Origin of the sequence: Streptomyces sp. NPDC050732, from assembly GCF_040654255.1 — a bacterium.
Taxonomy (GTDB): Bacteria; Actinomycetota; Actinomycetes; order Streptomycetales; family Streptomycetaceae; genus Streptomyces.
In genome coordinates this window covers 213,870-238,946 of the sequence record NZ_JBFAHP010000006.1, presented here as the reverse complement: position 1 = coordinate 238,946, position 25,077 = coordinate 213,870, and the positions used below count along the sequence as shown (strand labels likewise).

Annotated in this window: 26 protein-coding genes and 2 pseudogenes; 13 read left to right on the top strand and 15 right to left on the bottom strand. The window is 71.5% G+C overall.

Going from position 1 to position 25,077, the window contains the following annotated elements:
- Positions 1-26 precede the first annotated feature (26 nt).
- On the top strand, positions 27-569 hold the full coding sequence (locus AB0H82_RS08045) for a PadR family transcriptional regulator (RefSeq protein ID WP_362990030.1): 543 nt from the start codon (positions 27-29) through the stop codon (positions 567-569).
- 10 nt (positions 570-579) lie between these two features.
- On the opposite strand, the gene AB0H82_RS08040 is transcribed toward AB0H82_RS08045, so the two are convergent.
- The 4 genes from AB0H82_RS08040 to AB0H82_RS08025 all read right to left on the bottom strand — a co-directional run bounded on the left by AB0H82_RS08040 (position 580) and on the right by AB0H82_RS08025 (position 3,703).
- Positions 580-1,698, bottom strand: coding sequence for a Gfo/Idh/MocA family oxidoreductase (locus tag AB0H82_RS08040; protein ID WP_362990028.1), 1,119 nt, complete (start codon positions 1,696-1,698; stop codon positions 580-582).
- Positions 1,695-2,462 (bottom strand): sugar phosphate isomerase/epimerase, encoded by a 768-nt coding sequence (locus tag AB0H82_RS08035; RefSeq protein ID WP_362990026.1) that lies wholly within the window; start codon positions 2,460-2,462, stop codon positions 1,695-1,697. The genes AB0H82_RS08040 and AB0H82_RS08035 overlap by 4 nt, the downstream gene beginning before the upstream one ends.
- A gap of 144 nt (positions 2,463-2,606) precedes the next feature.
- The gene (locus tag AB0H82_RS08030; RefSeq protein ID WP_362990024.1) at positions 2,607-3,110 is read right to left on the bottom strand and encodes a hypothetical protein; all 504 of its coding nucleotides are present in this window, start codon (positions 3,108-3,110) and stop codon (positions 2,607-2,609) included.
- Between the two features lie 161 nt (positions 3,111-3,271).
- Positions 3,272-3,703, bottom strand: a complete 432-nt coding sequence (locus AB0H82_RS08025) for a nuclear transport factor 2 family protein (RefSeq protein WP_362990022.1) — start codon at positions 3,701-3,703, stop codon at positions 3,272-3,274.
- Between the two features lie 101 nt (positions 3,704-3,804).
- Here AB0H82_RS08025 and AB0H82_RS08020 point away from each other — a divergent pair, with 101 nt between their 5' ends.
- Positions 3,805-4,377 (top strand): PadR family transcriptional regulator, encoded by a 573-nt coding sequence (locus tag AB0H82_RS08020; RefSeq protein ID WP_362990020.1) that lies wholly within the window; start codon positions 3,805-3,807, stop codon positions 4,375-4,377.
- 26 nt (positions 4,378-4,403) lie between these two features.
- Here AB0H82_RS08020 and AB0H82_RS08015 read toward each other — a convergent pair whose 3' ends face one another.
- Positions 4,404-5,399 carry a fibronectin type III domain-containing protein gene (locus AB0H82_RS08015; protein WP_362990018.1) on the bottom strand — a complete coding sequence of 332 codons (996 nt, stop codon included), beginning with the start codon at positions 5,397-5,399 and terminating at the stop codon, positions 4,404-4,406.
- A 140-nt stretch (positions 5,400-5,539) separates the two neighbouring features.
- Positions 5,540-7,255, bottom strand: a complete 1,716-nt coding sequence (locus tag AB0H82_RS08010; RefSeq protein ID WP_362990016.1) for a trypsin-like serine protease — start codon at positions 7,253-7,255, stop codon at positions 5,540-5,542.
- Positions 7,256-7,483: 228 nt separating this feature from the next.
- Between AB0H82_RS08010 and AB0H82_RS08005 the strand changes: the two genes are divergently transcribed.
- The 7 genes and pseudogenes from AB0H82_RS08005 to AB0H82_RS07975 all read left to right on the top strand — a co-directional run bounded on the left by AB0H82_RS08005 (position 7,484) and on the right by AB0H82_RS07975 (position 13,362).
- Positions 7,484-8,041, top strand: a complete 558-nt coding sequence (locus AB0H82_RS08005) for a hypothetical protein (protein ID WP_362990014.1) — start codon at positions 7,484-7,486, stop codon at positions 8,039-8,041.
- 11 nt (positions 8,042-8,052) lie between these two features.
- Positions 8,053-8,703 (top strand): annotated as a pseudogene (locus AB0H82_RS08000) (M1 family peptidase); the annotation flags it as partial.
- Between the two features lie 389 nt (positions 8,704-9,092).
- The gene (locus AB0H82_RS07995) at positions 9,093-9,491 is read left to right on the top strand and encodes a M1 family aminopeptidase (protein ID WP_362990012.1); all 399 of its coding nucleotides are present in this window, start codon (positions 9,093-9,095) and stop codon (positions 9,489-9,491) included.
- A 105-nt stretch (positions 9,492-9,596) separates the two neighbouring features.
- Positions 9,597-9,719: pseudogene (locus AB0H82_RS07990) on the top strand (GNAT family N-acetyltransferase); the annotation flags it as partial.
- A gap of 251 nt (positions 9,720-9,970) precedes the next feature.
- A complete protein-coding gene (locus AB0H82_RS07985; protein ID WP_362990010.1) occupies positions 9,971-10,300 on the top strand; it encodes a hypothetical protein in 330 nt (109 codons plus the stop codon).
- Positions 10,301-10,870: 570 nt separating this feature from the next.
- Complete coding sequence (locus AB0H82_RS07980; RefSeq protein WP_362990008.1) at positions 10,871-12,067, top strand: PLP-dependent cysteine synthase family protein; 1,197 nt, start codon at positions 10,871-10,873, stop codon at positions 12,065-12,067.
- Positions 12,064-13,362: an MFS transporter gene (locus AB0H82_RS07975; RefSeq protein WP_362990006.1), complete on the top strand. Its 1,299-nt coding sequence runs from the start codon at positions 12,064-12,066 to the stop codon at positions 13,360-13,362. The genes AB0H82_RS07980 and AB0H82_RS07975 overlap by 4 nt, the downstream gene beginning before the upstream one ends.
- Positions 13,363-13,410: 48 nt before the next feature.
- Here AB0H82_RS07975 and AB0H82_RS07970 read toward each other — a convergent pair whose 3' ends face one another.
- The 3 genes from AB0H82_RS07970 to AB0H82_RS07960 all read right to left on the bottom strand — a co-directional run bounded on the left by AB0H82_RS07970 (position 13,411) and on the right by AB0H82_RS07960 (position 15,597).
- Positions 13,411-14,082, bottom strand: coding sequence for a DUF3105 domain-containing protein (locus AB0H82_RS07970; protein ID WP_362990004.1), 672 nt, complete (start codon positions 14,080-14,082; stop codon positions 13,411-13,413).
- A gap of 107 nt (positions 14,083-14,189) precedes the next feature.
- Entirely contained in the window at positions 14,190-14,633 is a 444-nt protein-coding gene (locus AB0H82_RS07965) for a hypothetical protein (RefSeq protein ID WP_362990002.1), read from the bottom strand.
- Between the two features lie 121 nt (positions 14,634-14,754).
- Complete coding sequence (locus tag AB0H82_RS07960) at positions 14,755-15,597, bottom strand: class I SAM-dependent methyltransferase (protein ID WP_362990000.1); 843 nt, start codon at positions 15,595-15,597, stop codon at positions 14,755-14,757.
- A 173-nt stretch (positions 15,598-15,770) separates the two neighbouring features.
- On the opposite strand from AB0H82_RS07960, the gene AB0H82_RS07955 reads away from it, so the two are divergent.
- A complete protein-coding gene (locus AB0H82_RS07955) occupies positions 15,771-16,355 on the top strand; it encodes a TetR/AcrR family transcriptional regulator (protein ID WP_362989998.1) in 585 nt (194 codons plus the stop codon).
- 6 nt (positions 16,356-16,361) lie between these two features.
- On the opposite strand, the gene AB0H82_RS07950 is transcribed toward AB0H82_RS07955, so the two are convergent.
- Both AB0H82_RS07950 and AB0H82_RS07945 read right to left on the bottom strand, forming a co-directional pair.
- Positions 16,362-17,558, bottom strand: coding sequence for an FAD-dependent oxidoreductase (locus AB0H82_RS07950; RefSeq protein ID WP_362989996.1), 1,197 nt, complete (start codon positions 17,556-17,558; stop codon positions 16,362-16,364).
- 180 nt (positions 17,559-17,738) lie between these two features.
- A complete protein-coding gene (locus AB0H82_RS07945) occupies positions 17,739-18,221 on the bottom strand; it encodes a hypothetical protein (RefSeq protein ID WP_362989994.1) in 483 nt (160 codons plus the stop codon).
- Positions 18,222-18,548: 327 nt separating this feature from the next.
- Between AB0H82_RS07945 and AB0H82_RS07940 the strand changes: the two genes are divergently transcribed.
- From AB0H82_RS07940 to AB0H82_RS07930, 3 genes are read left to right on the top strand one after another with little or no spacing between them, the layout of a single operon-like run.
- Positions 18,549-19,235 carry an ABC transporter permease gene (locus tag AB0H82_RS07940; RefSeq protein WP_362989992.1) on the top strand — a complete coding sequence of 229 codons (687 nt, stop codon included), beginning with the start codon at positions 18,549-18,551 and terminating at the stop codon, positions 19,233-19,235.
- Complete coding sequence (locus AB0H82_RS07935; protein WP_362989991.1) at positions 19,232-19,912, top strand: ABC transporter permease; 681 nt, start codon at positions 19,232-19,234, stop codon at positions 19,910-19,912. Before AB0H82_RS07940 ends, AB0H82_RS07935 begins: the two co-directional genes overlap by 4 nt.
- Before the next feature lie 29 nt (positions 19,913-19,941).
- Complete coding sequence (locus AB0H82_RS07930) at positions 19,942-20,889, top strand: ABC transporter substrate-binding protein (protein ID WP_362989989.1); 948 nt, start codon at positions 19,942-19,944, stop codon at positions 20,887-20,889.
- Positions 20,890-20,970: 81 nt separating this feature from the next.
- Here the strand turns inward: AB0H82_RS07930 and AB0H82_RS07925 are convergent, their stop codons facing one another.
- Genes AB0H82_RS07925 through AB0H82_RS07910 form a run of 4 tightly spaced genes read right to left on the bottom strand, consistent with a single transcriptional unit; the run spans position 20,971 to position 25,065 of the window.
- Entirely contained in the window at positions 20,971-22,134 is a 1,164-nt protein-coding gene (locus AB0H82_RS07925) for a betaine/proline/choline family ABC transporter ATP-binding protein (RefSeq protein WP_362989987.1), read from the bottom strand.
- 26 nt (positions 22,135-22,160) lie between these two features.
- A complete protein-coding gene (locus tag AB0H82_RS07920; protein ID WP_362989985.1) occupies positions 22,161-22,829 on the bottom strand; it encodes an LUD domain-containing protein in 669 nt (222 codons plus the stop codon).
- A complete protein-coding gene (locus AB0H82_RS07915; protein WP_362989983.1) occupies positions 22,826-24,307 on the bottom strand; it encodes a LutB/LldF family L-lactate oxidation iron-sulfur protein in 1,482 nt (493 codons plus the stop codon). Before AB0H82_RS07915 ends, AB0H82_RS07920 begins: the two co-directional genes overlap by 4 nt.
- Entirely contained in the window at positions 24,304-25,065 is a 762-nt protein-coding gene (locus AB0H82_RS07910; protein WP_362989981.1) for a (Fe-S)-binding protein, read from the bottom strand. Before AB0H82_RS07910 ends, AB0H82_RS07915 begins: the two co-directional genes overlap by 4 nt.
- Positions 25,066-25,077: the final 12 nt, after the last annotated feature.

Sequence of the window (25,077 nt, the reverse complement as noted above, 5' to 3'; positions counted from 1 at the left end):
GCGCGGCCCGTCCCTAGGATTGCCCCATGTCACTCCCGCACGCGATCCTCACCGCCCTCCTGGAGAAGCCGTCGTCGGGCCTCGAACTGACCCGCAGGTTCGACAAGTCGATCGGCTACTTCTGGTCGGCCACGCACCAGCAGATCTACCGCGAGCTGGGCAGGCTGGAGCGCGAGGGCGCCATCCGCGCGCTGCCGCGGCAGGGGGCGACACGGGGGCAGAAGAAGGAGTACGAGGTCCTGCCTGCGGGCCGCGCCGAACTGGCCCGCTGGACGGCCGCGAGCCAGGACCCGAAGCCGCTCCGCGACACCCTCCTGCTGCGCCTGCGTGCCGCGGCGGTCGTCGGCGCGGCGGGCATCGCGGGCGTCCGCGAGGACCTGCACCACCATCTCGACCTGCACCAGCGGCAGTTGGCCGAGTACGAGGAGATCGAGCGGCGCGACTTCCCGCCAGAAAAGGACGCCGTCGAGGACCGGCTGCGCCACGCCGTGCTGCGGGCGGGCATCGACCTGGAGACGTTCTGGACGCAGTGGCTCACGCGGACCATCGAGGAACTCGAAGCACCTTAGGGTTTTTGGCCTAGCCGAGCGTCGCCTCCCGGGGGTCCCACTCCGCGGGCAGCGGCCGCGGCGGCACGACCTGGGTGGGCAGCGAGGCGAATCGCGCGCGCTCGGCGGAGTCCGCGATCGCCGTCATCGTCTGCAGGACGTGCAGCGCGAGCGCGCCGGAAGCCCGGTGCGCGGTGCCCTGCCGCAGGGCGCGCGCCATGTCGACCACGCCGAGGCCCCGCCCGTCGGTCCGCCCCCGCACGGGCAGCTCGCGCCACTCGTCGGAGCCGTTGGGCAGCAGCTTCAGCGGCCCGCCGAACGTGTTCGGGTCGGGCACCGCGAGGGTGCCCTCGGTCCCGGTGACCTCGAAGCGGATGCGGGGCAGCGCGGAGTCGAAGCTGAACGTCGAGGCGGCCCGCACACCGGAGGCGAACCGGATCAGCGACGACACGTGCGTCGGTACGTCGACGGGGAACGCCTGTCCCGCCTTCGGCCCCGACCCCACGACGCGCTCCATGCGCGCGCGTGCCGCCGTCGCGGCCACCTGCTCTACCCCGCCGAACAGCGCGACGAGCGAGGTCAGGTAGTACGGGCCCAGGTCGAAGAGGGGCCCCGCGCCCGGCTGGTAGAAGAACGCCGGATCGGGATGCCAGCCCTCGGGCCCCAGACTCTGCGTCACGGTCGTCGCCGCCACGGGCACGCCGATGTGCCCGGCCGCCACGGCCCGCAGCGCCGACTGCAGGCCCGCGCCGAGGAACGTGTCCGGCGCGTTCCCCACGAGCAGCCCCCGCTCCGACGCCTCGGCGAGCAGCTTCTCCGCCTCGCCAGGGGCGAGCGTGATGGGTTTCTCGCCGTAGACGTGCTTCCCGGCGCGCAGGGCGGCCGTCGCCACCTGCGCGTGCGCGACGGGAACGGTCAGATTGACGACGAGCTCGACCTCGGACAGCGCGAGCACCGTCCCGAGGCTGCCCGACACGGGTATGCCGTGGGTGACGGCCGCGGCGGCCGCCCGCTCCTCGTCGAGATCGGCGACGGCCACGACCCGGACGTCCGGGAACCGGCTCAGCGTACGCAGGTACTCGGCGCTGATGACGCCCGCGCCGACGACGGCCACGCCGACCGGGCCCGCGCCGACGGGTGCGGGAGTCACAGCGCCTCCAGGGTGCTGAGGTAGCCGGAGCTGGCCGCGAGCTCGCCGAAGAGGGCCTCCGTGTCGCCCGCGAAGGAGTCGAACTCGACGATCCGCCACGCGTCCGGCGCGGCGGCGAGGATCTCCGGCATCGGCATGGTGCCGCAGCCGACCGCCACGTTCGGGCCCTCCCTGGTGCCGGGGCCGTCCTTGAGGTGCAGCGCCCGCACCCGGTCGCCGAGGCGGCGCAGGAGGCCCGGGACGTCGGCGCCGCCGACCGCCGCCCAGTAGGTGTCGATCTCCAGGAAGACGTCCGGGTCGAGCAGCCCGGCGAGCACGTCGACGGCGTGCGGGGCCGCCGCCCCTTCGTCGCCGAAGCGGGGCTCGATCTCCCACCAGTGGTTGTGGTAGCCGATGCGTACACCGTGCCGACGGGCCAGTGCGGCAAGGGAGTTGAGGCGGTCGGCCGTGCGCGCGAGCCCGTCGTGGGAGGTGAACTCCTCGGGCGGGATGCCCGCGGGAACGATCGCGACATCCGTCCCGAGCGTCCGCACGGCGTCGAGGACGTGCTCCGGCTCCGGGCCGAGCAGTTGCACGGCGTGCGTGCCGGAGACGGTGAGCCCGAGGTCGTCGACGACGCGGCGCAGCCCCTCCGGGTCGCCGAGCACGTCGTACGCCTCCACCGCGCCGTACCCCAGACCGGCGAGGCGGCGCAGCGTCCCCTCCCGGTCGGCGACGAGCTGGTCGCGCACGGTGTAGAGCTGAACGCTGAGCGGTCGTGGCATGAACGCGCCCTCCCCTGTCGGCTGGGAGGACGGTAAGGCGGTTCGGCGGGGTCGGCAAGGGTGCCTCCGCGCGCGACCGCCGCCCACCCGGAATGCCTATGGGTGGGCGGCGGTCGTCGGCGAGGTGCCGGCCGTGGCCCTCGGTCAGGGGCGGCCGGTGGCTCCGCGCCGGCGCAGGTACCAGACACCGCCGGCCGCGGCCGCGGCCACCAGGGCCCCGCCGGTGACGAGCGTGATCGTGCCGCGGTCCTCGGAACCGCCCCCGAGTCCTCCGCGGACGCCCCGCGCGGGCGCGGTCGTCGAGGAGGCCGTCGGCGTGGTGCCGACGGTGACGGTCCGAGGTCCGACCTGCGTGCCGTCCTTGCAGGAGACGAGCACCGTGTAGGAACCGGCGCTGACGTTCCGCCAGGAGGCGCTGCCGTTGACCAACGCCGCCTGCTGGCCGCCGGCGAAGCTGGCGTTGGCCGCGCCCATGAGCGAGGCCGTACCGCCGTCGGGACAGGAGGCGGTGGTGGCCCGCACCGTGGAACCGGTGGCGGTGACGGTGAGATCGTCGGCCGCGGACGCCGAAGGAGCACCCAGTATCAGCGGCAGCGCGGCGGCGGCGACGGTCAGGCCGGTACGGACACATATCTGAGTAGTACGCATGAGTCTGCCCTCCGGTGACACGGGAGGCGGTACAACCCATGCGCCGCCGAGAGTCGGGGAACGCCCGTGCTACCTGACGAAGAGCCAACGTGCCGCGAGCGGCGACCGCATGCGGACGGCCGCCGGGCAGGTGACGGAATCCATCGTCCGGCGCAGACGCGTCAATGGGGGGCGGGCACGAGGCCGTCCGCGACCAGCCCCTCGTGCACCGCCTGCCCCAGCGTCTGGACCGCCGACTGCGGGCGCACCATCACGGTGAACTCCTTGATCCGCCCCTCCTCGTCGAAGTGCAGCAGGTCGATGCCGTGGATCTCCTTCCCGTTCACGGTGGTGCGGAAGAGGAGCACGTCCGACTCCGCCTCACCGCCGTCGGAGCTGGTTCGCGCCTCGCCCGAGTACGCGCCGACGTACCGGAAGTCCTCGAACGTCCGCAGCAGCACGCCGAAGAGCCCGAGCACCATGGGACGGCCTTCGAAGGGCGTGAACTTCACCGGGCTGTAGAAGCGGACGTCCGGCGTGAACAGCTCCTCCAGGGCGTCGAGATCGCGCTGCTCGACGACGGCACGGAAGCGCGCGGCGGTGGGATGGGTCATGGTTCCTCCGTGGATGCATAGCCGCATAGTCACGAATATGATTAGTCAGATCGATGACTATGATGGAGTGAAGTGCGGCTGGAGGGAAGGGGATCCGGAAGATGGCTCTGCGGCACGCGGTGCTCGCGGCACTGCTGGACGGCGAGTACAGCGGATACCAGCTGGCCAAGGGCTTCGACATCGGCGTGGCCAACTTCTGGCACGCCCTGCCCCAGCAGCTCTACGCCGAGCTGGCCAAGCTGGAGACGGAGGGCCTGATCGCGGGGCGGGAGGTCGTCCAGGAGGGCCGGCCCAACAAGCGGCTGTTCAAGGTCACCGACGACGGTCTCGCCGAGATGGAGCGATTCGCCGCGCGGGCCGCGAAGCCGTCCTTCATCCGCGATGACCTGCTGGTCAAGGTGCAGGCCGTCGACGGCGTCGCCGCCGCGCCGGTGATCGAGCAGCTCACGGAGCGGGCGGCGGTCGCCGACGCGAAGATCGAGGTCCTGGAGAAGCTCCTCGTACGGCTGCGGGGCGGCGCGGCCGAGGGCGAGTTCCTGCGCACCGGCGAGCGCGTCGGCCCCTATCTGACCTGCCTGCGCGGGCTCGCCTTCGAGCGCGAGTCCCGCGACTGGTGCCGGCGCGCGGCGGCGCTGCTGAGCGAGCGGGAGGCCGCGGCGCGCGGACGGGGCTGAGCTTCGGGGCGGCCCGGGGCTCGGGTTCAGCCCGTGGTGACCGTCCGCTCGGGGGTGTAGCCGCCCCACGTCCCGTCCGGCAGCTTGGGCCGGACCCGCACCCGGTGCCGCTCCCCGGCCTCCCTGCCGATGTAGAAGCTGTGCTCGGCCTTGTCGCGCGGCGCGGTGCCGCCGAAGACGAGCGAGGTGGCGGTGCGGCCGTCCAGCTGGATCTGATACTCCGTCACGGCACCGCCGGTACGCGGCGGTGTCCACGACAGGTCGATGTAGTACGCCCCGTCGGCACGGTGGGTGTCCGCGCGGAAGCCGGTGGGCGCGGTGCCGCGTCCCGAGCCCTTGCCCGCCGCGGTGGTGACGCGGACCGCGGGGCTCGCGGGCGAGAAGTTGTCGGCGGCGTCGCGCGCCTTGACCGTGAAGGTGTAGTCGGTACCGGGCCGCAAGCCGGTGACCAGCGTCGCGGTCTGCCCCCCGCCCACACTGTGGATCTTCGAGCCGCCCTGGAAGACCTCGTACGAGGCCACCTTCGTGTTGTCCGACGACCTGCTCCAGGAGAGCATCACCGCCCGGCTCCCCTCGGCCTCGCCCGTCAGACGCCCGGGCCGGGTCGGGGGCTTGTGGTCGGCGGCGGCCGCGGCGGGCATCGTGACCGTGAGCTCCTTGCTCTCCTCGCTCAGATTCCCCTCGGCGTCGCGGGCCCGCACGGTGAAGGTGTACGTGGCGGACGGCCGCAGCCCCACGACGTCCACCATGTGCTCCCCGCCCGGCACCTCCTTGACCTTCTTGGTCCCGCGGTACACCTCGTACCCGGTGACTTCGGTGTCGTCGGTGGCCTGGTTCCACATGACGTGGGCGGTGGTGGAGCTGCCCGCCTGCACGGTGAGGCCGCGGGGTGCCGCCGGGGGCCTGGTGTCCTCGGTGTCGCCGCCGCCCCACGCGCAGCCGCTCAGCGTGGCCGCGGCCGCGGTCGCGGCCGTCGCCGTCAGCAGGGCCAGGGGGGTGGGGAGACGGGGGATCCGTCGCACGGTGCTGCCTTCCACTCGACGGCATTGGTACGGACCTATTTGACACAGCTGACGAGAGCACATCAAGGGGTGGGGCGTGTCCGCTGTGCGACACGAGGTCGGCCGCCCCCCTGCAAACCAGGCGGAACCTGGCCGGCGGGTCAGGCGGGCGGGTAGACCAGGGTGATCTCCCGGTTCAGGCCGGTCTCGTCGGCGTCCGCGTACATGGAGACTTCGCCGTCGGCCCACCGCACCAGGAAGTCGTCCGGGTGCCGGTTGTCCGTGTAGTCGCCGGCGGCCAGGACGGTGGCGTGAGTCCAGAGCCTGTTGGGCTTTTTGACCTGTACCTCTCCGTGGAAGCCGTTCTGGTCGATGTCCTTGTAGAGGGTCAGTTCACCGTCTGTCCAGCGGACCATCAGGTCGTGCTGGTCGTTTCCGGTGAAGTCCCCCGAGGTGAGGGTCGAGGCGTGCTTCCAGGTGCCGTTGGGCGCGGCGAGCTTCTTCTCACCGTGGAAGCCGTCGCGGTTGACATTGGTGTAGAGGGTGACTTCGCCGTCGCTCCAGCGAACGAGAAGGTCGTCGGTCCACTTGTTGTCGCTCGTGTACCGGCCACCGGTGATGGAAGTGGCGTTCTTCCACAGGTCATTGGGCTTCTGGAGCTGGACCTCGCCGTGGAAGCCCCTCTCGTCCACGTCCGGGTAGAGCGTCAGTTCGCCGTCGGACCAGCGGACGATGAGATCGTCGCGGTCGGCACCGGTGAAGTCCCCGGCCGCCATGGTGGAGGCATGCTTCCAGGTGCCGTTAGGACCGGTCAGACGGATCTCCTTGTCGAAGTTGTCGGTATCCTCACCGGCGCCTCGGTACAGGCTGACCTCGCCGTCGGACCAGCGCACGATCAGATCGGAGTAGTCCCACGTACCGGGGTTCTTGTCGGTGAAGTAGCCCCCGGCCATGGCCTCGGCGTGCTGCCAGGTCTCGGCCTTGCCCAGGACGCCGCGGCCGGCCGGCTGCCGGTTGTTGACCGCGTCGTCGTACAGCGCCTTCGCGTCGCCGTCGAGGTACGAGCTGTACGAGATGTCGTCCTTGTCGCCGCCGGTCTTCCAGCCGCCGATGACGCCGATAAGGCCCCAGCCGCTGCCTTCCTTGATGAGGAAGGGGCCGCCCGACGCGCCGCCGGAGTACTTGTCGCACTGGATGCGCAGGAAACTGCCGGGAATCTTCGGGTCGGTGCTGTTGTAGCGGACGGTCTTGTCCGTGCAGTCCAGCGGGCGCTTCTGGTTGGCCGGGTAGCCGATCAGACGGACCGGGGCGTGGTCGTACCCGGCGTTGATCTTCAACTCGGCTCCGCCGACGACGTCTTGGACGTTCTTGCCGCCGCGCGGTTCGAGCTGCAGGAAGTTGAAGTCGAGGTCCGCACCGGCGTCAGGGCCCTTGGACAGGTACCGCTTGTCGACATAGATGCGCCCGGGCTTGACGGTGAAGGCGCCGTGCGGCTTCTTGCCGTCGTCGTATTGCGGGACGAAGGTGAGGTTCTTGCGTGCGTCCTGGTCGTCGAAGCAGTGACCGGCGCTCATCACGATGTTCTTGCCGGGGCTCTTGACGACCGTGCCGCCGCAGAAGCGGCCGGTATTGGTGCCGTCGTTCCAGAAGAAGGTGCCGACGATCGGCAGCCCTTCAAATGGCCGGCTGGTGGAACGCGGCATCCTCGTCGGAGCGGAGAACCGCTTGGCCTCCTGCTCCTGGACGGGCTTCGCGTCTCGCATACGCTCCGGCGTCCAGTAATCGTCGGCGTCGGCCGGCGTGAACCCGCGCGCGTCGTCGTCACCGTCGGCCGGGACGGGGGTCGGCGGGGCGGTGGGCTTCGCCGTGCTCTCCACCGCCTTCGGTGCGGCGGCTTCCCCCCTGGGCGTCGGATCGCCCGGGTCTGCGAACGCCGGAAGACCCGGTAGCAGAACCAGAGCCGCGGCCCCCGCCGCGACGCCCAGTGCTCTACGCAATCGCATGGTCATTTCCCCCCATATGAAGATGAGAGGCGGATCACGCTGTGTGGCGTGACCGCGCCAATATGAGTCATGATCGTAAAACCGTGGCGGCCTGGGAGATATATGATCAACTTCACACGTGTATCCGTGTATGGCGGAATTTTCGCGATTGCCCTGCCTGTGCTGCTACTTGGGCCCGCCAGCGCGGTCTACGGTGAGGCGCTGCCCTTCCCCGGACGGGGATACGTGTCCCTCGGAGGCCCGGCCGAGCCTGGCCGGATCGTGGATCTCACGGTGAAGGAGCGGCCGGGCAACCCGCATCCGACAGCAGTGTCCGTCTCCAGTCCCGCGCTGACCGACGACACGGTCCTGGGTGACACGGGACGCGCCTGGGTGGGCGTCGGCCGGATCAAGGAGGAGACCAAACCCGGCACGTACGACGTGAAGTTCACCCTCCGGCACAAGGACGCGAACTGTGTCGGTGAAGGGGAACAGGACTACGTGTGTGACTACCCGCCCATCGTCCTCAGGGCGCAGGTGAAGGTCGCTGCAACGCAGAACGGATCCAGCTTCGGTTCCGGCCTCGCGGTCGGGGTCTCTTCCGGCGCCGCGGTGGTGCTCGCCGCAGGAGCTGTCTTGTTGCGCCGCAAGCACCGTCGTGCAGCCGGCGAGACGTCGTGACGCCCCGACGCATGGGTAAGTGGAGCCCAGAGTGGTCGGCACGGCCTGCACGCGTATACGTATGGTCGATGGCCCTGTTGCTCATGGCGAGCGCGGCCTGTACGGGAACTGAGCACTCAGTCGGCCGTGCAGGGGCGCCGGGGGCCGGGGACGCACTCTTCCCCGCTTTGGGAAACGGTGGTTACGACGTCTCTCATTACGGCCTGACCCTCGACTACGTCCCGGACACCAATCATCTGAAGGGCACTGCGGTCATCACCGCCGTCGCCACCCAGGATTTGAGCCGCTTCAACCTCGACTTCACAGGCTTGAAGGTGCGTGCCGCTGTGGTTGACGGTGTGCGTGCACGCTTCAACCGCGAGAAGAGTGAACTGACCGTGTCGCCCTCGAAGGCGATCAAACGTGGGGACACCTTCAAGGCCACCGTCACCTACGACGGCACACCGAAAACGATCGAGGGCGCCGACGGAAGCCTGGAGGGCTGGATCGAGACGGACGACGGCTCGACCGCCCTCGGGCAGCCGGCCGGCTCCATGACGTGGTTCCCAGGCAACAACCATCCCGCGGACAAGGCCACGTACGACATCACTGTCACCGTACCCAAGGACGAGGACGGTGATCCGTACGACGTGGTGAGCAATGGGGTCTTGACGAAGGAGGAGGACAAGGGAAACCGCGTCACCCGACGCTGGCGGACCGAGCAGCCCATGGCGAGCTACCTCGCCCACGTGTCCGTGGGTTACTTCGAGATCCACAAAGGGTGGACCTCCGACGGCCTGCCCGTCTATGTCGCCGTCGACCCGGACGAGTCCGAAGACGCCCAAGACGTGAAGGACTTGGTGCCCGAGGTCATCGACTGGGCCAGTGAGAACTTCGGGCCGTACCCCTTCTCATCCGTAGGCGCCATCGTCGACCACCTGCCCGAGCTCAGCTACGCCCTGGAGACCCAGACCAAGCCCTACTTCCAGGAGGCGCCCGAAGAAACGCTGTTGGTGCACGAACTGGCGCACCAGTGGTTCGGCAACTCTGTCACTCGCGGGCGTGGAAGGACATGTGGCTCAATGAGGGCCTCGCCACGTACGCGGAATGGCTCTGGCAAGAGGACGACGACGGGAAGCCGGCCCGGAAGACCTTCGAGGAGTTCTACGACGGAACGCACCCGGAGAGCGGGGGCATCTGGGACTTCCCGCCGGCCGATCCACCCAGCGGCGCCCGGGTCTCCGACAAGCCCGTCTACGGGCGAGGTGCCATGGTCGTGCACAAGGTGCGCGAGGCTGTCGGCGACGACACTTTCTACGACATCCTCCACGCCTGGACGAAGCGATACCGGCACCGGAACGCCGACACTCAGCAGTTCATCGCCCTGTGCGAGGAGAAGTCGGGCAAGGATCTGTCGGGTGTGTTCGACACCTGGCTCTTCAGCAGCAAGAAGCCGGCACTTGGGCGTTGACCTTTCGGAGTGCACTTCGTGTCGGCCCCGGGCTTCCCGAGGGCCCGGGGCCGGTGCGGCCTTCGCCTTAACCGCTGTGAGTGACACGGTGGCCACGCCGTCCCCGGGTGGTGGAGCAGGATCCAGGAGCACAGCCTCGGCTGGGTGGCCGCCCGTGACGACGGCGTTCTCGTCGGCTTCGTCAACGTGGCGTGGGACGGCGGGGGCCACGCCTTCCTGATCGACACGAAGACCCGGATGTCACATCAGCGCGCCCCACGGAGGCAGGGCTGATCCATCTGCCTTCTCTACGGTGAGCAGTCGACCGAGTCGGCCGAGTCGACCGAATCGGTGTGGTCGACGGGTCTGATGTGTCGGGCTAGGATCACGGCGTGATGACGGCCTGGTCTCCTACCGGTGCCCGGCGGAGCCGCTCGACGGCGGCTCTGTGGCGGGCCGTGGGGCTGGGCCTCTTTCTCTTCGGACTGGTGTTCACGCACGTGGCCAGTTCGGAGGCCACGAGCCGTCACCTGCGGGTCGACGGTCCCGTGATGTCGCTCGCCGCGCTGACTCCGGTGCCGGAGGACGCTCCCGTGGTCGCCGGGGCACAGGAAGGCCCCCGGCACGACCATCCCCAGCAGCACACCGTCGAGGAGTGCGCCCTGGGGCAGCCCCCGCAGGGGCCCGGCGTGGACCTGCCCTGCCTCTCGCCGCTGGATCCGCAGCGGCAGGGCAGCGTGTCCGGGCCGGTCCGCGTCCAGCGCGGCGCGGGCCGGGACTTCGTGATCCCGATAGCCCACGCGGTCGATTCCACGATTCTGCGCGTCTAGGCCGGCCCGGTTCCCTGACCGGTCTGTCCTCGTTCCGGCCGCAGACGGCACGCTTGCCGCGTCCGTGCCCCGGCCGGGCAGCTGCCGCGTGGAGGATCTGTGCTGCCTCGGCTGTTCACTCGTAACACGCCGCTCATTCGTACCCCACGGCTTATCTGTAAGGCGCTGTACGTCCTGCTGGTGGCCGCGGTGCTCGCGTGCGCCGGTGGGCAACTCCATGCCCACGGGGGAACGCACGCGCCCACCGGATGGCACACGGTCGTCGAAGTCGAAGTCGCTGGATCTGCGGCCGTGTTGGACGCGCCCGCTTTCCCCGACCACTGTCACGAGCCCGGCTCCGGCGCGGGTTCCGCCGCGCAGTCGTCGGCCCGGCTTCCTCCGCTCGGTGCGACACGGGCCTCGGACGCCGTGCGTGCCTCTGTGCTCCGCACTCGGGGAGCCGCCCCGAGGGCGGTGCCGAGCGGTGGCCGTACCGCCCTCAACTCGCTGTGCAGGTGGCGCATATAGGGGGCTGCCGTGAGTCCTCCGTACGCGTCCACCCCCCTCGACTGAGAGCGAAGAAGCGAAGAGATGCACTCTCCCGTCGCACACGACTCCGCCCCTCCCACCCCCGCTCCACTGGGCTCCACCCTCCCCGGCCTGGTCGGGAACACCCCCGTCCTGCACGTCTCCCAGCCCTTCGCCCCGCCCGGCCGCGGCTTCTGGGCCAAGTTGGAAGGGTTCAACCCGGGCGGCATCAAGGACCGCCCCGGACTGCACATGGTCGAACGCGCCCGGGTGCGCGGCGAGTTGCGGCCGGGGCGCCGCATCGTCGAGTCGACGAGCGGCACCCTCGGCCTCGGGCTCGCGCTGGCCGGTACGGTCCACGGGCACCCCGTCACCCTGGTCACCGACCCCGGCCTCGAACCGTCCATGACCCGGCTGCTCGCCGCCCACGGCGCCACCGTCGACATGGTGCCCGAGCCGCACCCGGCGGGCGGCTGGCAGCAGGCCCGCCGCGACCGCGTCGCCGAACTCCTCGCGGAAGAACCCGGATCGTGGTGCCCCGACCAGTACGGCAACCCCGACAACGTCGCCGCCTACACCCCGCTGGCCCTCGAACTCGCCGCGCAGCTCGGCCACATCGACGTACTCGTCTGCAGCGTCGGCACCGGCGGTCACTCCGCGGGCATCTCCCGCGTCCTGCGGCAGCTCTACCCCGAACTGCGCCTGGTCGGCGTGGACACCGTCGGCTCGACCATCTTCGGCCAGCCGGCCCGGCCCAGGCTCATGCGGGGCCTCGGGTCGAGCATCTACCCGCGCAACGTCGCGTACGAGCACTTCAGCGAAGTGCACTGGGTGGCACCGGCCGAAGCTGTGTGGGCCTGCCGGAAGTTGGCGAAGTCCCACTACGCGACCGGCGGCTGGAGCGTCGGTGCCGTCGCGCTGGTGGCGGGCTGGCTCGCCCGGACACTCCCTCGCGACGCCCGTGTCGTCGCCGTCTTCCCCGACGGGCCGCAGCGCTACCTGGAGACCGTCTACGACGACACGTACTGCGCCGAACACGGCCTCCTGAGCGAACCTCCGGCACCCGAACCCGACGTCGTGGGCAGCCCCGAGGAGAAGGAGGTGAGCCGCTGGACCCGCTGCGCCGTCGTCCACGACCCGCTCGTCGCGCCGACCGGGCATGAGGCCGCGGGAGGCGCGGAAGGCGTGGAAGGCGTGGAAGGCGTGGAAGGCGTGGAAGGTGCGGGAGGCGTGGAAGGTGCGGGAGGTGAGGCGCGGTGAAGGCGACCCTCACGCAGTTCCGCTCCTACGACCGGAGCGTCCGGCTGCTCCTGACCAACCAGTTCACCATCAACCTCGGCTTCTACATGCTGATGCCGTACCTCGCCCAGCACCTGTCCGGCACGCTCGGCCTCGCCGGCTGGCTCGTCGGGCTCGTCCTGGGCGTACGCAACTTCAGCCAGCAGGGCATGTTCCTCGTCGGCGGGACCCTCGCCGACCGGTTCGGCTACAAGCCGCTGATCGTCGCCGGATGCGTCCTGCGCACCGTCGGCTTCGCCACGCTCGGCCTCGTCGACTCGGTGCCGGCGCTGCTCGTCGCCTCCGCGGCCACCGGGTTCGCCGGGGCACTGTTCAACCCCGCGGTGCGGGCCTATCTCGCCGCCGACGCGGGAGAGCGCCGCGTCGAGGCCTTCGCGCTGTTCAACGTCTTCTACCAGGCGGGCATCCTGCTGGGCCCGCTCGTCGGAATGCTGCTGACCGGCGTCGACTTCAGGGTCACCTGCCTGGTCTCGGCGGCGGTCTTCGCTCTCCTCAGCGTCGTCCAGATCCGCGCGCTGCCCGCCCGCAGGGGCGACGACGCGGTGGACCGCGGGGCGGCCGCCGGGGGCGGGATCGTCGCGCAGTGGCGCGGTGTCGTGCGCAACCGTGCCTTCCTGCTCTTCTCGACCGCGATGATCGGTTCGTACGTCCTGACCTTCCAGGTCTATCTGGCACTTCCCCTGGAGGTGCGGCGGGTCAGCGGCGACGGCGAGTCCGGCACCGTCGCCGTCGCGCTGCTCTTCGCGGTGTCCGGCCTCACCACCATCCTCGGGCAGACGCGCGTCACGGCCCGGTGCAAGGAGCGGCTGGCGCCCGGACAGGCCCTGGTGGGCGGGCTGTTGTGCATGGGGTGCGCCTTCGTGCCGCTCCTCGCCGCGACGGCGCTGCCGGTGCCCGGCGGGGGAGCCGGCCGCTGGCTGCTCGCCGCCGTACCGCCGATGCTGGCGGCGCTGCTGCTCGCGCTCGGCACGATGATCGCGTACCCCTTCGAGATGGACACCATCGTCCAGTTGTCGGGGGACCGGCTCGTCGCCACCCACTACGGCCTCTACAACACCATCTGCGGTGTCGGCATCACCGTGGGGAATCTGCTGACGGGGGCCGTCCTCGACGCCGCCCGGGAGGCGGGGATGTCGGCCCTTCCCTGGCTGGCGCTGCTCGTCCTCGGCCTAGGCTGCGCGGGCTCCCTCCACGGGCTGCACCGGGCGGGTCGGCTGACCCGCCCGGCCGCCGACGCGCAGCCGGCCGCGACCTGACACCTGACTGACCCGGCCGGGGCCGGGGCCGGGGCCGGGTCAGTCAGGTCACGCGGAGTCGACGCCTCCGGTGCACGCGGCGCCCGGTTCGGGAGTCTGCGGGCCCTGCACGTACTTGCTGAAGAACTCCTTGACCCGCGGGTCCGCGGCGCTGTCGACGGTCAGCTGGTGCCCCCAGGCCGACAGCATGATCGGGCTCCGCTGCTTGGCGACGGGACTCATCAGGCTGTACGGCGTCTTGGACACCTTGTCGCCCAGCTTCTTGACGTCGGCGGCGGGGGCCTTGTCGTTGTACGTGACCCAGACCGCGCCGTGTTCGAGCGAGTGCACGGCGTTCTCGTTCGGTATCGCCTTTTCGTAGACGGTGGCGTCGCAGGTCATCCAGGCCTGGTGGTGGTCGCCGCCGACCGGCGGCGTCATCGGGTAGTCGACCGACTTGGCGACGTGGTCACGGCCCAGCTTCTTCGCGTCCCACGTCTTCTCGCCCCGCACGGGCTTCTTGGCCGCGGCGGAGTTCTGCTCCTCCTTGTCGTTCGCACGGTTGATGGCGTACGCGCCGAAGCCGATGAGCGAGGCCACGATCACCGTGCTCACGGTGACGGTGATGATGCGGTTCCGGCGCTCGCGCGCCTGTTCCGCGCGGCGCATCTCCTCCAGGCGGGCTCTGCGCTCGGCGGCGGCCGCCTTCTTGTTCGGCTTGTGGGCCTTGGCCTTGGCCATGGGTGTTCCTTGTCCCCGCCGGAGCACTGAGGCGCGGCGGTGTGGCGGTGTCGGGGGATGCCTGTGCGGGGCAGGCCGAAGACACGGGCCGCCCTGCCGGGATCCGCCTAGGTCCGCTGCACCTGGAGCATGTGGAGATCGGGAGAGCCGCGGTCCGAGGGCTGCTCGACCGCGGGTCCTGGCACCGAAAGCGCCTGGGGGTAGGGAGCCGGACGGTCGAAGGCCGGCAGCGACGGACCGCCCGGGCTGAGCACCGCCCGTACGTCGTGGGCGGCGGGCGCGCAATGCCGTTCGTCCGGCGGGCAGTCGGCGTCCTTCACACGCGGCACACGGTCGTCGAAGGACGGCACCCCAGCGACGGTTGACGTCTCGGTGACGTCCGTCGCCTCGGTGATGGCTGTCGTGTGTCCGGCTCCCCGGTGGCCGCCACCGTCGGGCGCGACGGGGCCGAGACACATGAACAACGCGGCCACGAGGGAGACGAGCGCAGCGGCCGACGCGACGCGGCACAAGGTGTGCCGGGCGGCTCCGGTCCACAGCGTCAGTCTCATCGCAGCGCATCGTAGCGAGGACCCGCCCCGGGATCGACGGCACCCCGCACCGTGCTGCCTCCCGTAAGTCCCCCCGTAGGGCTGCTCGTTCGGCGTGCCGCACGCGACGGCGCCGGTCTCCCTATCCCCGTACCGCCGTCACCAGCAGCGCTGCGCTGCGGAGGCGCAGAGTGTTGTCCTTCTCGTGGGGGCGCAGGGTCTCGGTCAGGCGGTGGTGGGCGCGGGTGCGGGTCTCGGGTGTGGCCCGGCTTGCCAGATGGCGGCCCGGGCCGGAGTCGAGGAGGAAGGTGGCGGCGTCTGCGGCGTCCCTGCCCCAAGTCCCGTACGTCTCCACGCGTGTTGCTCTCACGTCTTGGAACCCGGCGGCGGAGAGGATCTCGCAGGTTCTGTCGGCGTCAGCCAGGGAGAACATGCCCGGCCCGCCGGGCTTGCCGAAGCCTCCGACGGGGAGGAGGTCGCGCAGTTCGGCGAAGGCCTGGAGCCATTCGTTCTCCTCGGGGTACGCGCCACAGATGAACGCCGCGCGTCCTCCGGGGCGCAGCGCCCGCCCGATGTTGCGGAAGCCCGCCACCGGATCCGCGAAGAACAGCACGCCGTAGCGGCTGATCGCGGCGTCGTACGCGGCGGGTGCCAGTGCGTGGACCTGGGCGTCGCCGTGCTCGAAGGAGATGTTGGTGATGCCCTCCTGCCGGGCGGTGGCGCGGGCCCGCGCCAGCATCGGTGCCGACAGGTCGAGCCCCAGCGCGTGGCCGCCGCTCGCCCGGTGTGCGGCCAGCCTGGTCGTCTGCCCGGCGCCGCAGCCGATGTCCAGGACGCGGTCGTTCCGGCCGAGGGAAGCGGCGTCCAGGAGAGGGGAGTTCAGGCCTTCGTTCACCGCATCCCAGCGGTCCTGGTTGCGGGCCCAGTGGTCCCCCTCGTAACCGTTCCATGCCTGTGCCTGTTCGGTGTTGACGATGTTCCGCACTCGTTGCCTCCTGGTGTGTGTTGGTGTGGCGGTGTGTCGGCGTGTCGCGGTGTGTGGGCACCTGCGAAGTGGGGTGTCCGTCCGCGTTAGTATGGGCGCTCGCCCAAACAGTATGGGCGTTCGCCCATACTGGCAATGGGGGTGGCCGGAGTCAGGAATCCTGAGGAGAAGTCATGTCACCGCGTGGAGTAGCGATCCCCGACCTTCGTGAGCGGCTCTTCGACGCCGCGGAGCGGATCGTCGCCCGTGAGGGGGCGGCGGGGCTCACCAGCCGGGCCGTCACCGCCGAGGCGGGCTGCGCCAAAGGGGTGCTGCACACGCACTTCGGCGGGGTGGACGCGTTCGTCGCCGAGCTGGTGCTCGACCGGTTCGCGCGCACCGCGGCGGCGGTTCAGGGGCTTCCCGGGCGGGCGGGCCGGGACACCGTGGCCGCGAACCTGAACGGAGTGGCGCTCGGGCTCCTGGACTCCCTCGACCCCAGGGTCGTCGGCCTCGCCATGACCAGCAACACCACCTCCCAGCAGATCCGGGAGGCGCTGGCCGAGGGCGCACCGGGCTTCGCCGCGATCCAGGAGTCGCTCGCCGCCTATCTGGACGCCGAACTCCGGCTCGGCCGCCTCCCGGCGGGCACCGACACCGCCACGACGGCGCTCGCCCTCGTCGGAACCGTCCACCACCTCCTCATGACCGGCTGGGCCGGCACCCCGGACCCCCGTGAACAGACCGAGCGGCTGGTCGCCCTGCTCCTCTCGCGGTGAGCACGCTCAGTCGTCGCAGCACGCCGCCACGGACTTCGTGAGCCGGGGGCCCGCGAACCAGGTGCCGCTGACGAAGCGCATCGCCGGCCCGAAGCTCGCGGCCGCCGGCGGCCCGGTGAAGTGCAGGCCCGGCACGCTGGAGGCGAACCCCTTGTCCAGGACGGGGAACCCTCCGGTCCGCCGGAGATCCGCGCGGATCTCGGGGGAGAGGAAGTCCAGCGCCTCGACGTGGACGCGGTAGCCGGTGGCGGCCAGGACGTGGTCGGACGTGACGGTGTGCGTACCGCCGTCCGGCGTCGTGGTGTGGAGGGTGACGCTGCCCCCGTCCGCGTCCGCCGCCGTGATCCGCCGCTCCGTGAGGACGGGCACCTTCCCCTCGAACCGCTCCTTGAGCCACCACGCCCCGCCCGGCCGCAGCCCCCGCTCGGCCAGCCGGAGCCGGGCGCCCGCGGGCAGCCCGCGGAACGCCGCCGGGTGGCGGGTCAGGCCGTACCGCCCCCACGACCGGCCCGCCGAGCTGTCGGGCTGCCACCGCAAGCCGGATGCCGGCGGCGCGTCGAACCGTATGCGCGCGCCGCGGGCGAGGACCTGGACGGCGGCGCCCGCCTCGTGGAGCAGGGCCGCACTCTCCAGAGCGGACTGCCCGGCCCCGACGACGGTCACGCTGCGCCCGGCGAACGTGCGCGGATCGGTCTGCTGGGAGCTGTGCGAGATCCGGCCGAGGGCCGACGGCCCCCCGGACACGGCTGCCGCGAGGGGCGCGGGCAGCCGGGCGAAGCCGGTGAGACCGGTGGCCACCACCACCGCGCAGGCCCGCAGCACCTCACCCGACGACAGCTTGACGCGGAAGCCGTCCGCGCCCCGGTCGACCGCCGCCACCCGCTCGTCCTCGACGCGGGGCACCAGCCGCTCCCTGAACCACGCGCCGTACCGGATGAAGAGGCCCACGGGCACCGGGTCGTGCTCGTCCGGCCTGCGCTCGCCGGCCTCGCGGCAGTAGTCGTGGAGGGTGAAGCCCTCGCGCGGGGTGGCGAGCGCGGAGGCGGCGGGCGGCGTCCTCAGCAGCATGCCCGCGGGCATGCGCCGGGCCCAGTTCGCCCCGGGGGCGCCGAAGGTCCGGACGGTCAGGCCGCGCGCCCGCAGATGTGCGGCGGCGGACAGGCCGTACGGGCCCGAGCCGATGACGACGACGGTCTTGGACATGGAGGTCCCTCCTGGCGCCGCCGCGGCGCGTGTTCTCGCGTGTTCTCGCGTGTTCTACGGGCGGGGCTCGGGCGGCGGCACCGGAATCAGCTGTGGAAGGTACGGAGTCGGGGGGCATGCCGGGGCCGCTCCCGCCCGTCCGCGTGCGCGGCCGGCGCGGGTGACGCGCCTCGGCACCGGTCAGACGGCGGCGAGCGGCGGCCGGGCAGGCGGACCTCGCCGTACGACCGCGTCCGCGAGGAGGAGGGGGAGAGCGGGCACGCGGACCGGCCGCACCGCGCGGGGAGCCGGGACCGGCCGCAGCAGCGCGACGGGCAGCGGCGCGCGGAGGGGGCGCAGCAGCCGTGCGAGGAGGGCCCACAGGAGACGCAGCATCGGCGCCAGGCGGGCGTGGGGCGGGGCGGACCGGAGCCGGGTGCCATGCCCGGCCTCGCGCCGGGCGAAGTGTGCGGCCTCGCGCCCACCGTCGCGCCGAGCGACGCGCAGGATGCCGCCGGACAGGCCGTCCGCGCCGTGCGCCGGTTCGGACCACCGTGAGGCGGCGGAGGCGGCGGCCTGACCGGCGCAGAACAGGACAGTGGCGGCCACCGCCCGAACGTCCCAGGAGGCCGTCGAACCGAAGGCGAAGTGGTATCCGGCCACGGCGAGGAGAGCGCTCGCCACGGAGAAGACCATGGACCGCGTCAATTCCCCCGGACGCGCGCCCTCCGTCAGTCGCGCGGTCGGCCCACGGCCGCCGTGCGACCGAGAGCGAGGCGCCGGTCCCGAGGTCTCCATGACTCACCCATCATGCGGCGTCAGCTCCCCGCTGTCACGTGGCGCGGGCCGTCCGGGGCGACAACTCTGCCTGTACGCAAGGGGGTTGACGCTTCACATTCGCTCTACGGATCCGGTTCGACCCGGGGCCGGGAGGAGAGCGCCAGTGGTCGACTGACCCGCTCGGGTCACCAGAACGCGCCGTCACCCCGTATCTCCGCCTTGAATGGACGGGTGACCGTGCCTCCCGACGACTGCCTCGCGCGCAACGAGTGGATCTGCGGCGAATACCTGAGCACCCGCCGCCAGATCCTGCTCGACGCGGTCGTCCAGCACCTGCAGCTGACCGGCCTCTCCATCCTGATCGCGCTCGTCGTCGCCGTGCCGCTGGCCGTGCTCGCCCGCCGCTGGGGGTGGGCCGCGGGACCGGTCCTCGCGCTCACCACCGTCCTCTACACCATCCCCTCGCTCGCGATGTTCTCCCTGCTGCTCCCGGTGTACGGACTCTCCGCGTCGCTCGTCGTCGCCGGTCTCGTCCTCTACTCCCTCACCCTGCTCGTGCGAAACATCCTCGCCGGCCTGCGTGCCGTCCCCGAGGACACCCGGCAGGCCGCCCGCGGCATGGGATACGGCCCGATCCGCCTCCTGCTCACCGTCGAACTCCCGCTCGCACTGCCCGCCGCCATGGCCGGGCTCCGCATCGCCACGGTCTCCGCGGTCTCCCTCGTCACCATCGGCGCGATCGTCGGCTTCGGCGGGCTCGGCAACCTCATCTACACGGGCATGAACACGTACTTCAAGGCACAGGTCCTCACCGCGTCCGTGCTGTGCGTCGCCATCGCCATCGCCGCCGATGTGCTGCTGCTCGGCGTGCAGCGCGTCCTCACCCCGTGGGAGCGGGCGCGGGCGGTCCGCTCATGAAGACACTCGGCGACGCCTGGGCGTGGCTCGGCGACTCCGCGCACTGGGCCGGTGACGACGGCATCTGGCACCGGCTCGCCCAGCACCTCGCCCTCACCGTCGTCTGTCTGCTGCTCAGCTGCCTCATCGCTCTGCCGATCGCCCTCGTCCTCGGCCACCTCGGCAGGGGCGGCGCGCTCGCCGTCAACATCTCCAACGTCGGACGCGCCGTGCCGACCTTCGCGGTCCTCGTCCTGCTCCTCCTCACCCCGCTGGGCAAGTGGGGCGACGGGCCGACCGTCGTCGCGCTCGTGCTGTTCGCCGTACCGCCGCTGCTCACCAACGCGTACGTCGGCATGCGCGGCGTCGACCGCAGCGTCGTGCAGGCGGCGCGCGGCATGGGGATGACCGGGCGGCAGATGCTGTGGCGCGTCGAACTGCCGCTCGCGCTGCCCCTGGTGCTCAGCGGAGTCCGCATCGCCGCCGTGCAGCTCGTGGCCACCGCCACCATCGCCGCTCTCGCGGGCGGCGGCGGGCTCGGCCGGATCATCACGGCGGGCTTCAACCTGGCGAGCACCCCGCAGGTCGTGGCGGGCGCCGTCCTCGTGGCCGCCTTCGCGCTGCTCGTCGAAGGGCTCTTCGAAGTGGCCGAGCGGCTCGCGCCGGGCTGGACGCGTGGGCGCGGGAGAGCCGGATGAAGCGGGGCGCGTGGGCGGGGGAGCGCCGGATGAAGCGGCGTACAGGGCTCGCCGCGGTCCTCCTCGTTCTCGTGGTCCTCGTGAGCGGCTGCGCGACCGGACCTTCGCTGGAGAACCGGGGTGAGGTCACCGCGCCGCCGGGCGACAGCAAGAACCTCGTCGTCGGCTCGGCGGGCTTCACCGAGTCCGACCTCCTCGCCCAGATGTACGCGCTGCTCCTGAAGAAGGCGGGATACGGCACCCGCATCCTGTCCGTCGCCAACCGCGAGCTCTACGAACCCGCCCTTGAGTCCGGCCAGATCGACGTCGTCCCCGAATACGCGGCGACCTTCGCGGACTGGCTCAACGCCAAGAAGAACGGTGCCGACGCGCCGCCCGTGGGCTCACCCGACCTCGACACGACCATGCGCGCCCTGCGGCGCCTCGCCACCCCGCGCGGCCTGACCGTCCTCGACCCCGGCAAGGCCGTCGACCAGAACGCCTTCGCCGTCGCCTCCTCCTACGCCGAGCGGCACAAGCTCAGGACGCTCAGCGACCTGGGCAGGTCCGGCCTGAAGGTCCGCCTCGCCGCGGGCGACGAATGCGTGCAACGCCCGTACTGCGCACCCGGGTTGAAGAAGGTGTACGGCATCGACATCACCCGGGTCGACCCCAAGGGCGTCGGCACCACCCAGGCCAAGAAGGCCGTGCAGGGCGGCCAGGACCAGATGGTGCTCACCACGTCGACGGACGCGACCCTCGACGACTTCGGCCTGGTGCTCCTCAAGGACGACAAGCACCTCCAGAACGCCGACTACCTCGTGCCCGTGGTCAACCGCTCCCGCGCGGGCAGCGAGGGGGTCGCGGCCGCGCTCGCCCGCCTCAACCCGGTCCTGACGACGGAGGATCTCGCCTCCATGAACGAACAGGTGGACAGCTGGCGACGCCTGCCACAGGACGTGGCAAGGGCGTACTTGGAGGACAAGGGCCTGCTCTGAGCGCCCCTTCAGGGGCGCGGGGAACTGCGCGCCCAGCCACAACTGGCCCGCAGACGAAGAACCGCCCCACCAGCGGAGCGTTCACGCGTCGGCGACCGAGTCGAACTCCACCTCGTCCCGCGCCACCCCTTGCGCGTCCGCGTCCACCGAGCGCCGCAGCGCCTCGTGCAGCTTCGCCGGGGTCAGGACACCGAGGAAGCGGGCGCCGTCCAGAACGGCGACCCAGCCCGCGTCGTGCTGCAGCATCACGCCGAACGCCTGCTTGAGCGGGGCGCCGACCGGCACCCACGAGTTCATCCGGTGCGCCAGGTCACCGACCGTGCCGCCGGTGCCGGCCAGCGCGACCTCGTCGAGGCCGACCCAGCCGTGCAGATCGCCGGCCGCGTCCAGGACGACGGCCCAGCGCGCCTCCTCCGCGCGCAGCCGGGCGGCGGCCTGCGCGGCGGGCTCGTCGAGGCGGGCGACCGGCGGCTCCTCCAGGTCGTCCGTCTGGATCTCGGTGACGGAGAGCCGCTTGAGGCCCCGGTCGGCGCCCACGAACTCGGCGACGTACGGCGTCCCGGGCGCCCCGAGCACCGCCCCCGGCGTGTCGAACTGCTCGATGCGCCCCTGCCCGTACACCGCGATGCGGTCGCCGAGCCGGACGGCCTCCTCGATGTCGTGCGTGACCAGCAGCACCGTCTTGCGGACGGCCGCCTGCATCCGCAGGAACTCGTCCTGCAACTGCTCGCGCACCACCGGGTCGACGGCGCCGAACGGCTCGTCCATCAGGAGCACGGGCGGGTCGGCTGCCAGCGCCCTGGCCACACCGACGCGCTGCCGCTGGCCGCCCGACAGCTGCTCGGGATAGCGGGAGCCGTACGTCTTCGGGTCCAGGCCCACCAGGTCGAGCAGCTCCGCCGCACGGGCCCGCGCCTTCGCCTTCTTCCAGCCGACCAGGGCCGGGACGGTCGCCGTGTTGTCGAGGATCGTGCGGTGCGGGAAGAGGCCGACCTGCTGGATGACATAGCCGATGCGGCGGCGCAGGCGCACCGGGTCGACGTCGGCGATGTTCTCCCCGTTCACGAAGATCCGGCCCGACGTCGGCTCGATGAGCCGGTTCACCATCATCATCGTGGTGGTCTTGCCGCAGCCGGAGGGGCCGACCAGGGTGACCAGTTCGCCCTCGGCGACCTCGAAGGAGAGGTCGTCCACGGCCGTCGTGCCGTCCGGATAGCGCTTGGTCACCTGCTCGAACCGGATCATGTCCTCACGCTAGCCGCGCGCGTCACTCACCGCTCATCAGCATCACCTCCAGGGTGCATCAGCACCACTTCCAGGGTGCGCGGGCCGTGCACTCCCTCGACCCGGTCGAGCTCGATGTCACTGGTCGCTGAGGGCCCGGAGATCCAGGTGAGCGGGCGGGCCGGAGCCAGCCGTTCGAGCGCCTGCGGCACGGAGGCGACGACCTGGTCGGGCACCCGCACGACACAGATGTGATGGTCCGGCACCAGGGTGATGCGGCGGCGGCCCTGGTCCGGGGAGCCGTCGAGCACGATCGTGCCGGTCTCGGCGACGGCCACCGCGCAGCCGGTCACGACGCTGTCGACCCGGTCGAGCTCCTGGGGCGTGCTCGCGGCCCGGTCGTGGACCCGGACCGGGTCCGCTTCGGCCAGCCAGCCGGGCGGCAGCCCCGGCGGCACAAGCACGGCCCGCGCGCCGCGCTCGGCGAGCAGCCGCATGAGCGTCGTCGGGAGCTCCGCGCGGGTGGTGCGGTGCACGACCGCGCGGTAGTCCGCGAGGTTCTCGGCGAGCAGGTCGACGGTCTCCGCGACGCTGCGGCTGCCGTGCTCGCGGAGGTAGCCGCGCCCGACCGCGTCCTCGTACGCGACGGGGGCGTCCTTCGGCACGTCGGCCAGGGCGCGGCGCACCCGGCCCAGGATCCGGTCCCTGCTGCTCATTTCGCCGCTCCTCCGTTCGTCCGCCGCCACCAGTCGCGGAACGGCTCCGCCGGAACCTTCGGCAGGTCCCTGGTCGCGCTCCAGGCCCGCCCCGGCCCCGGAAGCGTGCGCGGATGGAGCCGCCGGGTGCGCGACGCGAGGCGCTGGCCCGCGCGCAGCGCGCCGGGTCGGGCGAACGCCAGGCCCGCCGCGCGCATCGCCGCCCGCTCCGCCGCGTGCCCCTTGGCGGGCTTCAGCGTCACCTTGTTGCCGCGCCGTGTCGCCTCACCGCCCTGCACGACCCGCTCCCTCAGGTGCACGAGGACCTCGGGAATGTCGATGGCGACCGGACACACCTCGTAGCAGGCGCCGCAGAGCGAGGAGGCGTACGGCAAGGAGGCGTCGATCTCGCTTCCGGTGCCCCGGAGCTGAGGGCTGAGGATCGCGCCGATCGGGCCGGGGTAGACCGATCCGTACGCGTGCCCGCCCGCCCGCTCGTACACCGGGCACACGTTGAGACACGCCGAGCAGCGGATGCAGCGCAGGGCCTGGCGGCCCACCTCGTCGGCGAGGGTGTCGGTCCGGCCGTTGTCGAGGAGGACCAGGTGGAAGGTGCTGGGGCCGTCCTGATCGGCGGTGCCGGTCCACATCGAGGTGTACGGGTTCATGCGCTCGGCCGTCGAGGAGCGGGGGAGCGTCTGCAGGAAGACCTCCAGGTCGCGCCAGGCGGGCACGGTCTTCTCGATGCCGACGACGGAGATCAGCGTCTCGGGGAGGGTCAGGCACATCCGGCCGTTGCCCTCGGACTCCACGACGACCATGGTGCCGGTCTCGGCGACCATGAAGTTCGCCCCGGAGATGCCGACCTTGGCGCGCAGGAACTTCTCGCGCAGGTGGAGGCGGGCCGCCTCGGCGAGCTCGGCCGGGGTGTCGGTCAGTCCTTCCGGGGCCGGGCGGCCCCAACGGCCCATCTGCCGGGCGAAGATGTCGCGGATCTCGCCGCGGTTGCGGTGGATGGCGGGGACCAGGATGTGCGAGGGGCGGTCGTCGCCGAGCTGCACGATGAGTTCGGCGAGGTCGGTTTCGTAGGCGTGGATGCCCTCGGCCGCCAGGGCTTCGTTGAGGCCGATCTCCTGCGTGGCCATCGACTTGACCTTGACGACCTCGGACTCGCCCGTCTCCCGGACGAGCCGGGTCACGATGCGGTTGGCCTCTTCGGCGTCGGCCGCCCAGTGGACGGTGCCGCCCGCCGCCGTCACCGACTCCTCCAGCCGGACCAGGTAGTGGTCCAGGTGACGCAGCGTGTGGTCCTTGATCTGCCGGCCCGCCTCGCGCAGCTCGGCCCAGTCGTCCAGCTCGGCGACGGCGCGGGCCCGCTTGTCGCGGATGGTGTGGGTGGCGTGCCGGAGATTGGCGCGCAGGGTCGTGTTCCCCACCGCCTCGCGCGCGGCCGCCGGGAAGGCCGGCATCCCGAGATACGTGCCGGGCGTACCGCTCATGACAGGGGCTCCTCTTCCGTGCTCGCCAGGATCTCCGCGATGTGGACGGGGCGCACGGCGGTGCGCAGCCGGGTCATCGTGCCGCCGATGTGCATCAGGCACGAGTTGTCCGCCGCGCACAGCACCTCGGCTCCGGTCGACTCGGCGTGGCGCACCTTGTCGGCGCCCATCGCCGCCGAGACATCGGAGTTCTTCACGGCGAAGGTGCCGCCGAAGCCGCAGCACTCCTCGGCGCCGGGCAGCTCCACCAGCTCAAGCCCTCTGACCGCCCGCAGGAGCCGCGTGGGTCGGTCGCCGAGACCGAGGGAACGCAGCCCGTGACAGGTCGGGTGGTACGTGACCTTGTGCGGGTAGTACGCGCCGACGTCGGTGACTCCGAGGACGTCCACCAGAAACTCCGTCAGCTCGTACGTCTTGGGGACGACGGGGGCGAGCGTGCGCGCGAGCCCTTCGCCACGGCCCTCGGCGCGGGCCCGCGCGCCCATGCGCGGATACAACTCCCGCACCATCGCCCCGCACGATGCCGACGGCGTCACGACCGCGTCGTACGCATCGGACCCGAATACATCGGAGAAATGCCGGGCGAGCGGCTCTGCCTGATGGCGGTAGCCGGTGTTGTAGTGCGCCTGCCCGCAGCAGGTCTGCGCCATCGGGAAGTCGACGTCGACTCCCAGCCTGGTCAGCAGCTTCACGACGGAGCGACCCGTGTCTGGATACAGCGTGTCGTTGACACAGGTCAGGAACAGGGCGACACGCATCGCGGGTTCCTC

Coding starts and splice junctions, on each gene's coding strand:
- AB0H82_RS08045 (WP_362990030.1), top strand. CDS start 27: ATGTCACTCCCGCACGCGATCCTCACCGCCCTCCTGGAGAAGCCGTCG.
- AB0H82_RS08035 (WP_362990026.1), bottom strand. CDS start 2,462: ATGCCACGACCGCTCAGCGTTCAGCTCTACACCGTGCGCGACCAGCTC.
- AB0H82_RS08030 (WP_362990024.1), bottom strand. CDS start 3,110: ATGCGTACTACTCAGATATGTGTCCGTACCGGCCTGACCGTCGCCGCC.
- AB0H82_RS08025 (WP_362990022.1), bottom strand. CDS start 3,703: ATGACCCATCCCACCGCCGCGCGCTTCCGTGCCGTCGTCGAGCAGCGC.
- AB0H82_RS08020 (WP_362990020.1), top strand. CDS start 3,805: ATGGCTCTGCGGCACGCGGTGCTCGCGGCACTGCTGGACGGCGAGTAC.
- AB0H82_RS08005 (WP_362990014.1), top strand. CDS start 7,484: ATGATCAACTTCACACGTGTATCCGTGTATGGCGGAATTTTCGCGATT.
- AB0H82_RS07995 (WP_362990012.1), top strand. CDS start 9,093: ATGTGGCTCAATGAGGGCCTCGCCACGTACGCGGAATGGCTCTGGCAA.
- AB0H82_RS07980 (WP_362990008.1), top strand. CDS start 10,871: ATGCACTCTCCCGTCGCACACGACTCCGCCCCTCCCACCCCCGCTCCA.
- AB0H82_RS07970 (WP_362990004.1), bottom strand. CDS start 14,082: ATGGCCAAGGCCAAGGCCCACAAGCCGAACAAGAAGGCGGCCGCCGCC.
- AB0H82_RS07965 (WP_362990002.1), bottom strand. CDS start 14,633: ATGAGACTGACGCTGTGGACCGGAGCCGCCCGGCACACCTTGTGCCGC.
- AB0H82_RS07955 (WP_362989998.1), top strand. CDS start 15,771: ATGTCACCGCGTGGAGTAGCGATCCCCGACCTTCGTGAGCGGCTCTTC.
- AB0H82_RS07950 (WP_362989996.1), bottom strand. CDS start 17,558: ATGTCCAAGACCGTCGTCGTCATCGGCTCGGGCCCGTACGGCCTGTCC.
- AB0H82_RS07935 (WP_362989991.1), top strand. CDS start 19,232: ATGAAGACACTCGGCGACGCCTGGGCGTGGCTCGGCGACTCCGCGCAC.
- AB0H82_RS07930 (WP_362989989.1), top strand. CDS start 19,942: ATGAAGCGGCGTACAGGGCTCGCCGCGGTCCTCCTCGTTCTCGTGGTC.
- AB0H82_RS07925 (WP_362989987.1), bottom strand. CDS start 22,134: ATGATCCGGTTCGAGCAGGTGACCAAGCGCTATCCGGACGGCACGACG.
- AB0H82_RS07920 (WP_362989985.1), bottom strand. CDS start 22,829: ATGAGCAGCAGGGACCGGATCCTGGGCCGGGTGCGCCGCGCCCTGGCC.
- AB0H82_RS07915 (WP_362989983.1), bottom strand. CDS start 24,307: ATGAGCGGTACGCCCGGCACGTATCTCGGGATGCCGGCCTTCCCGGCG.
- AB0H82_RS07910 (WP_362989981.1), bottom strand. CDS start 25,065: ATGCGTGTCGCCCTGTTCCTGACCTGTGTCAACGACACGCTGTATCCA.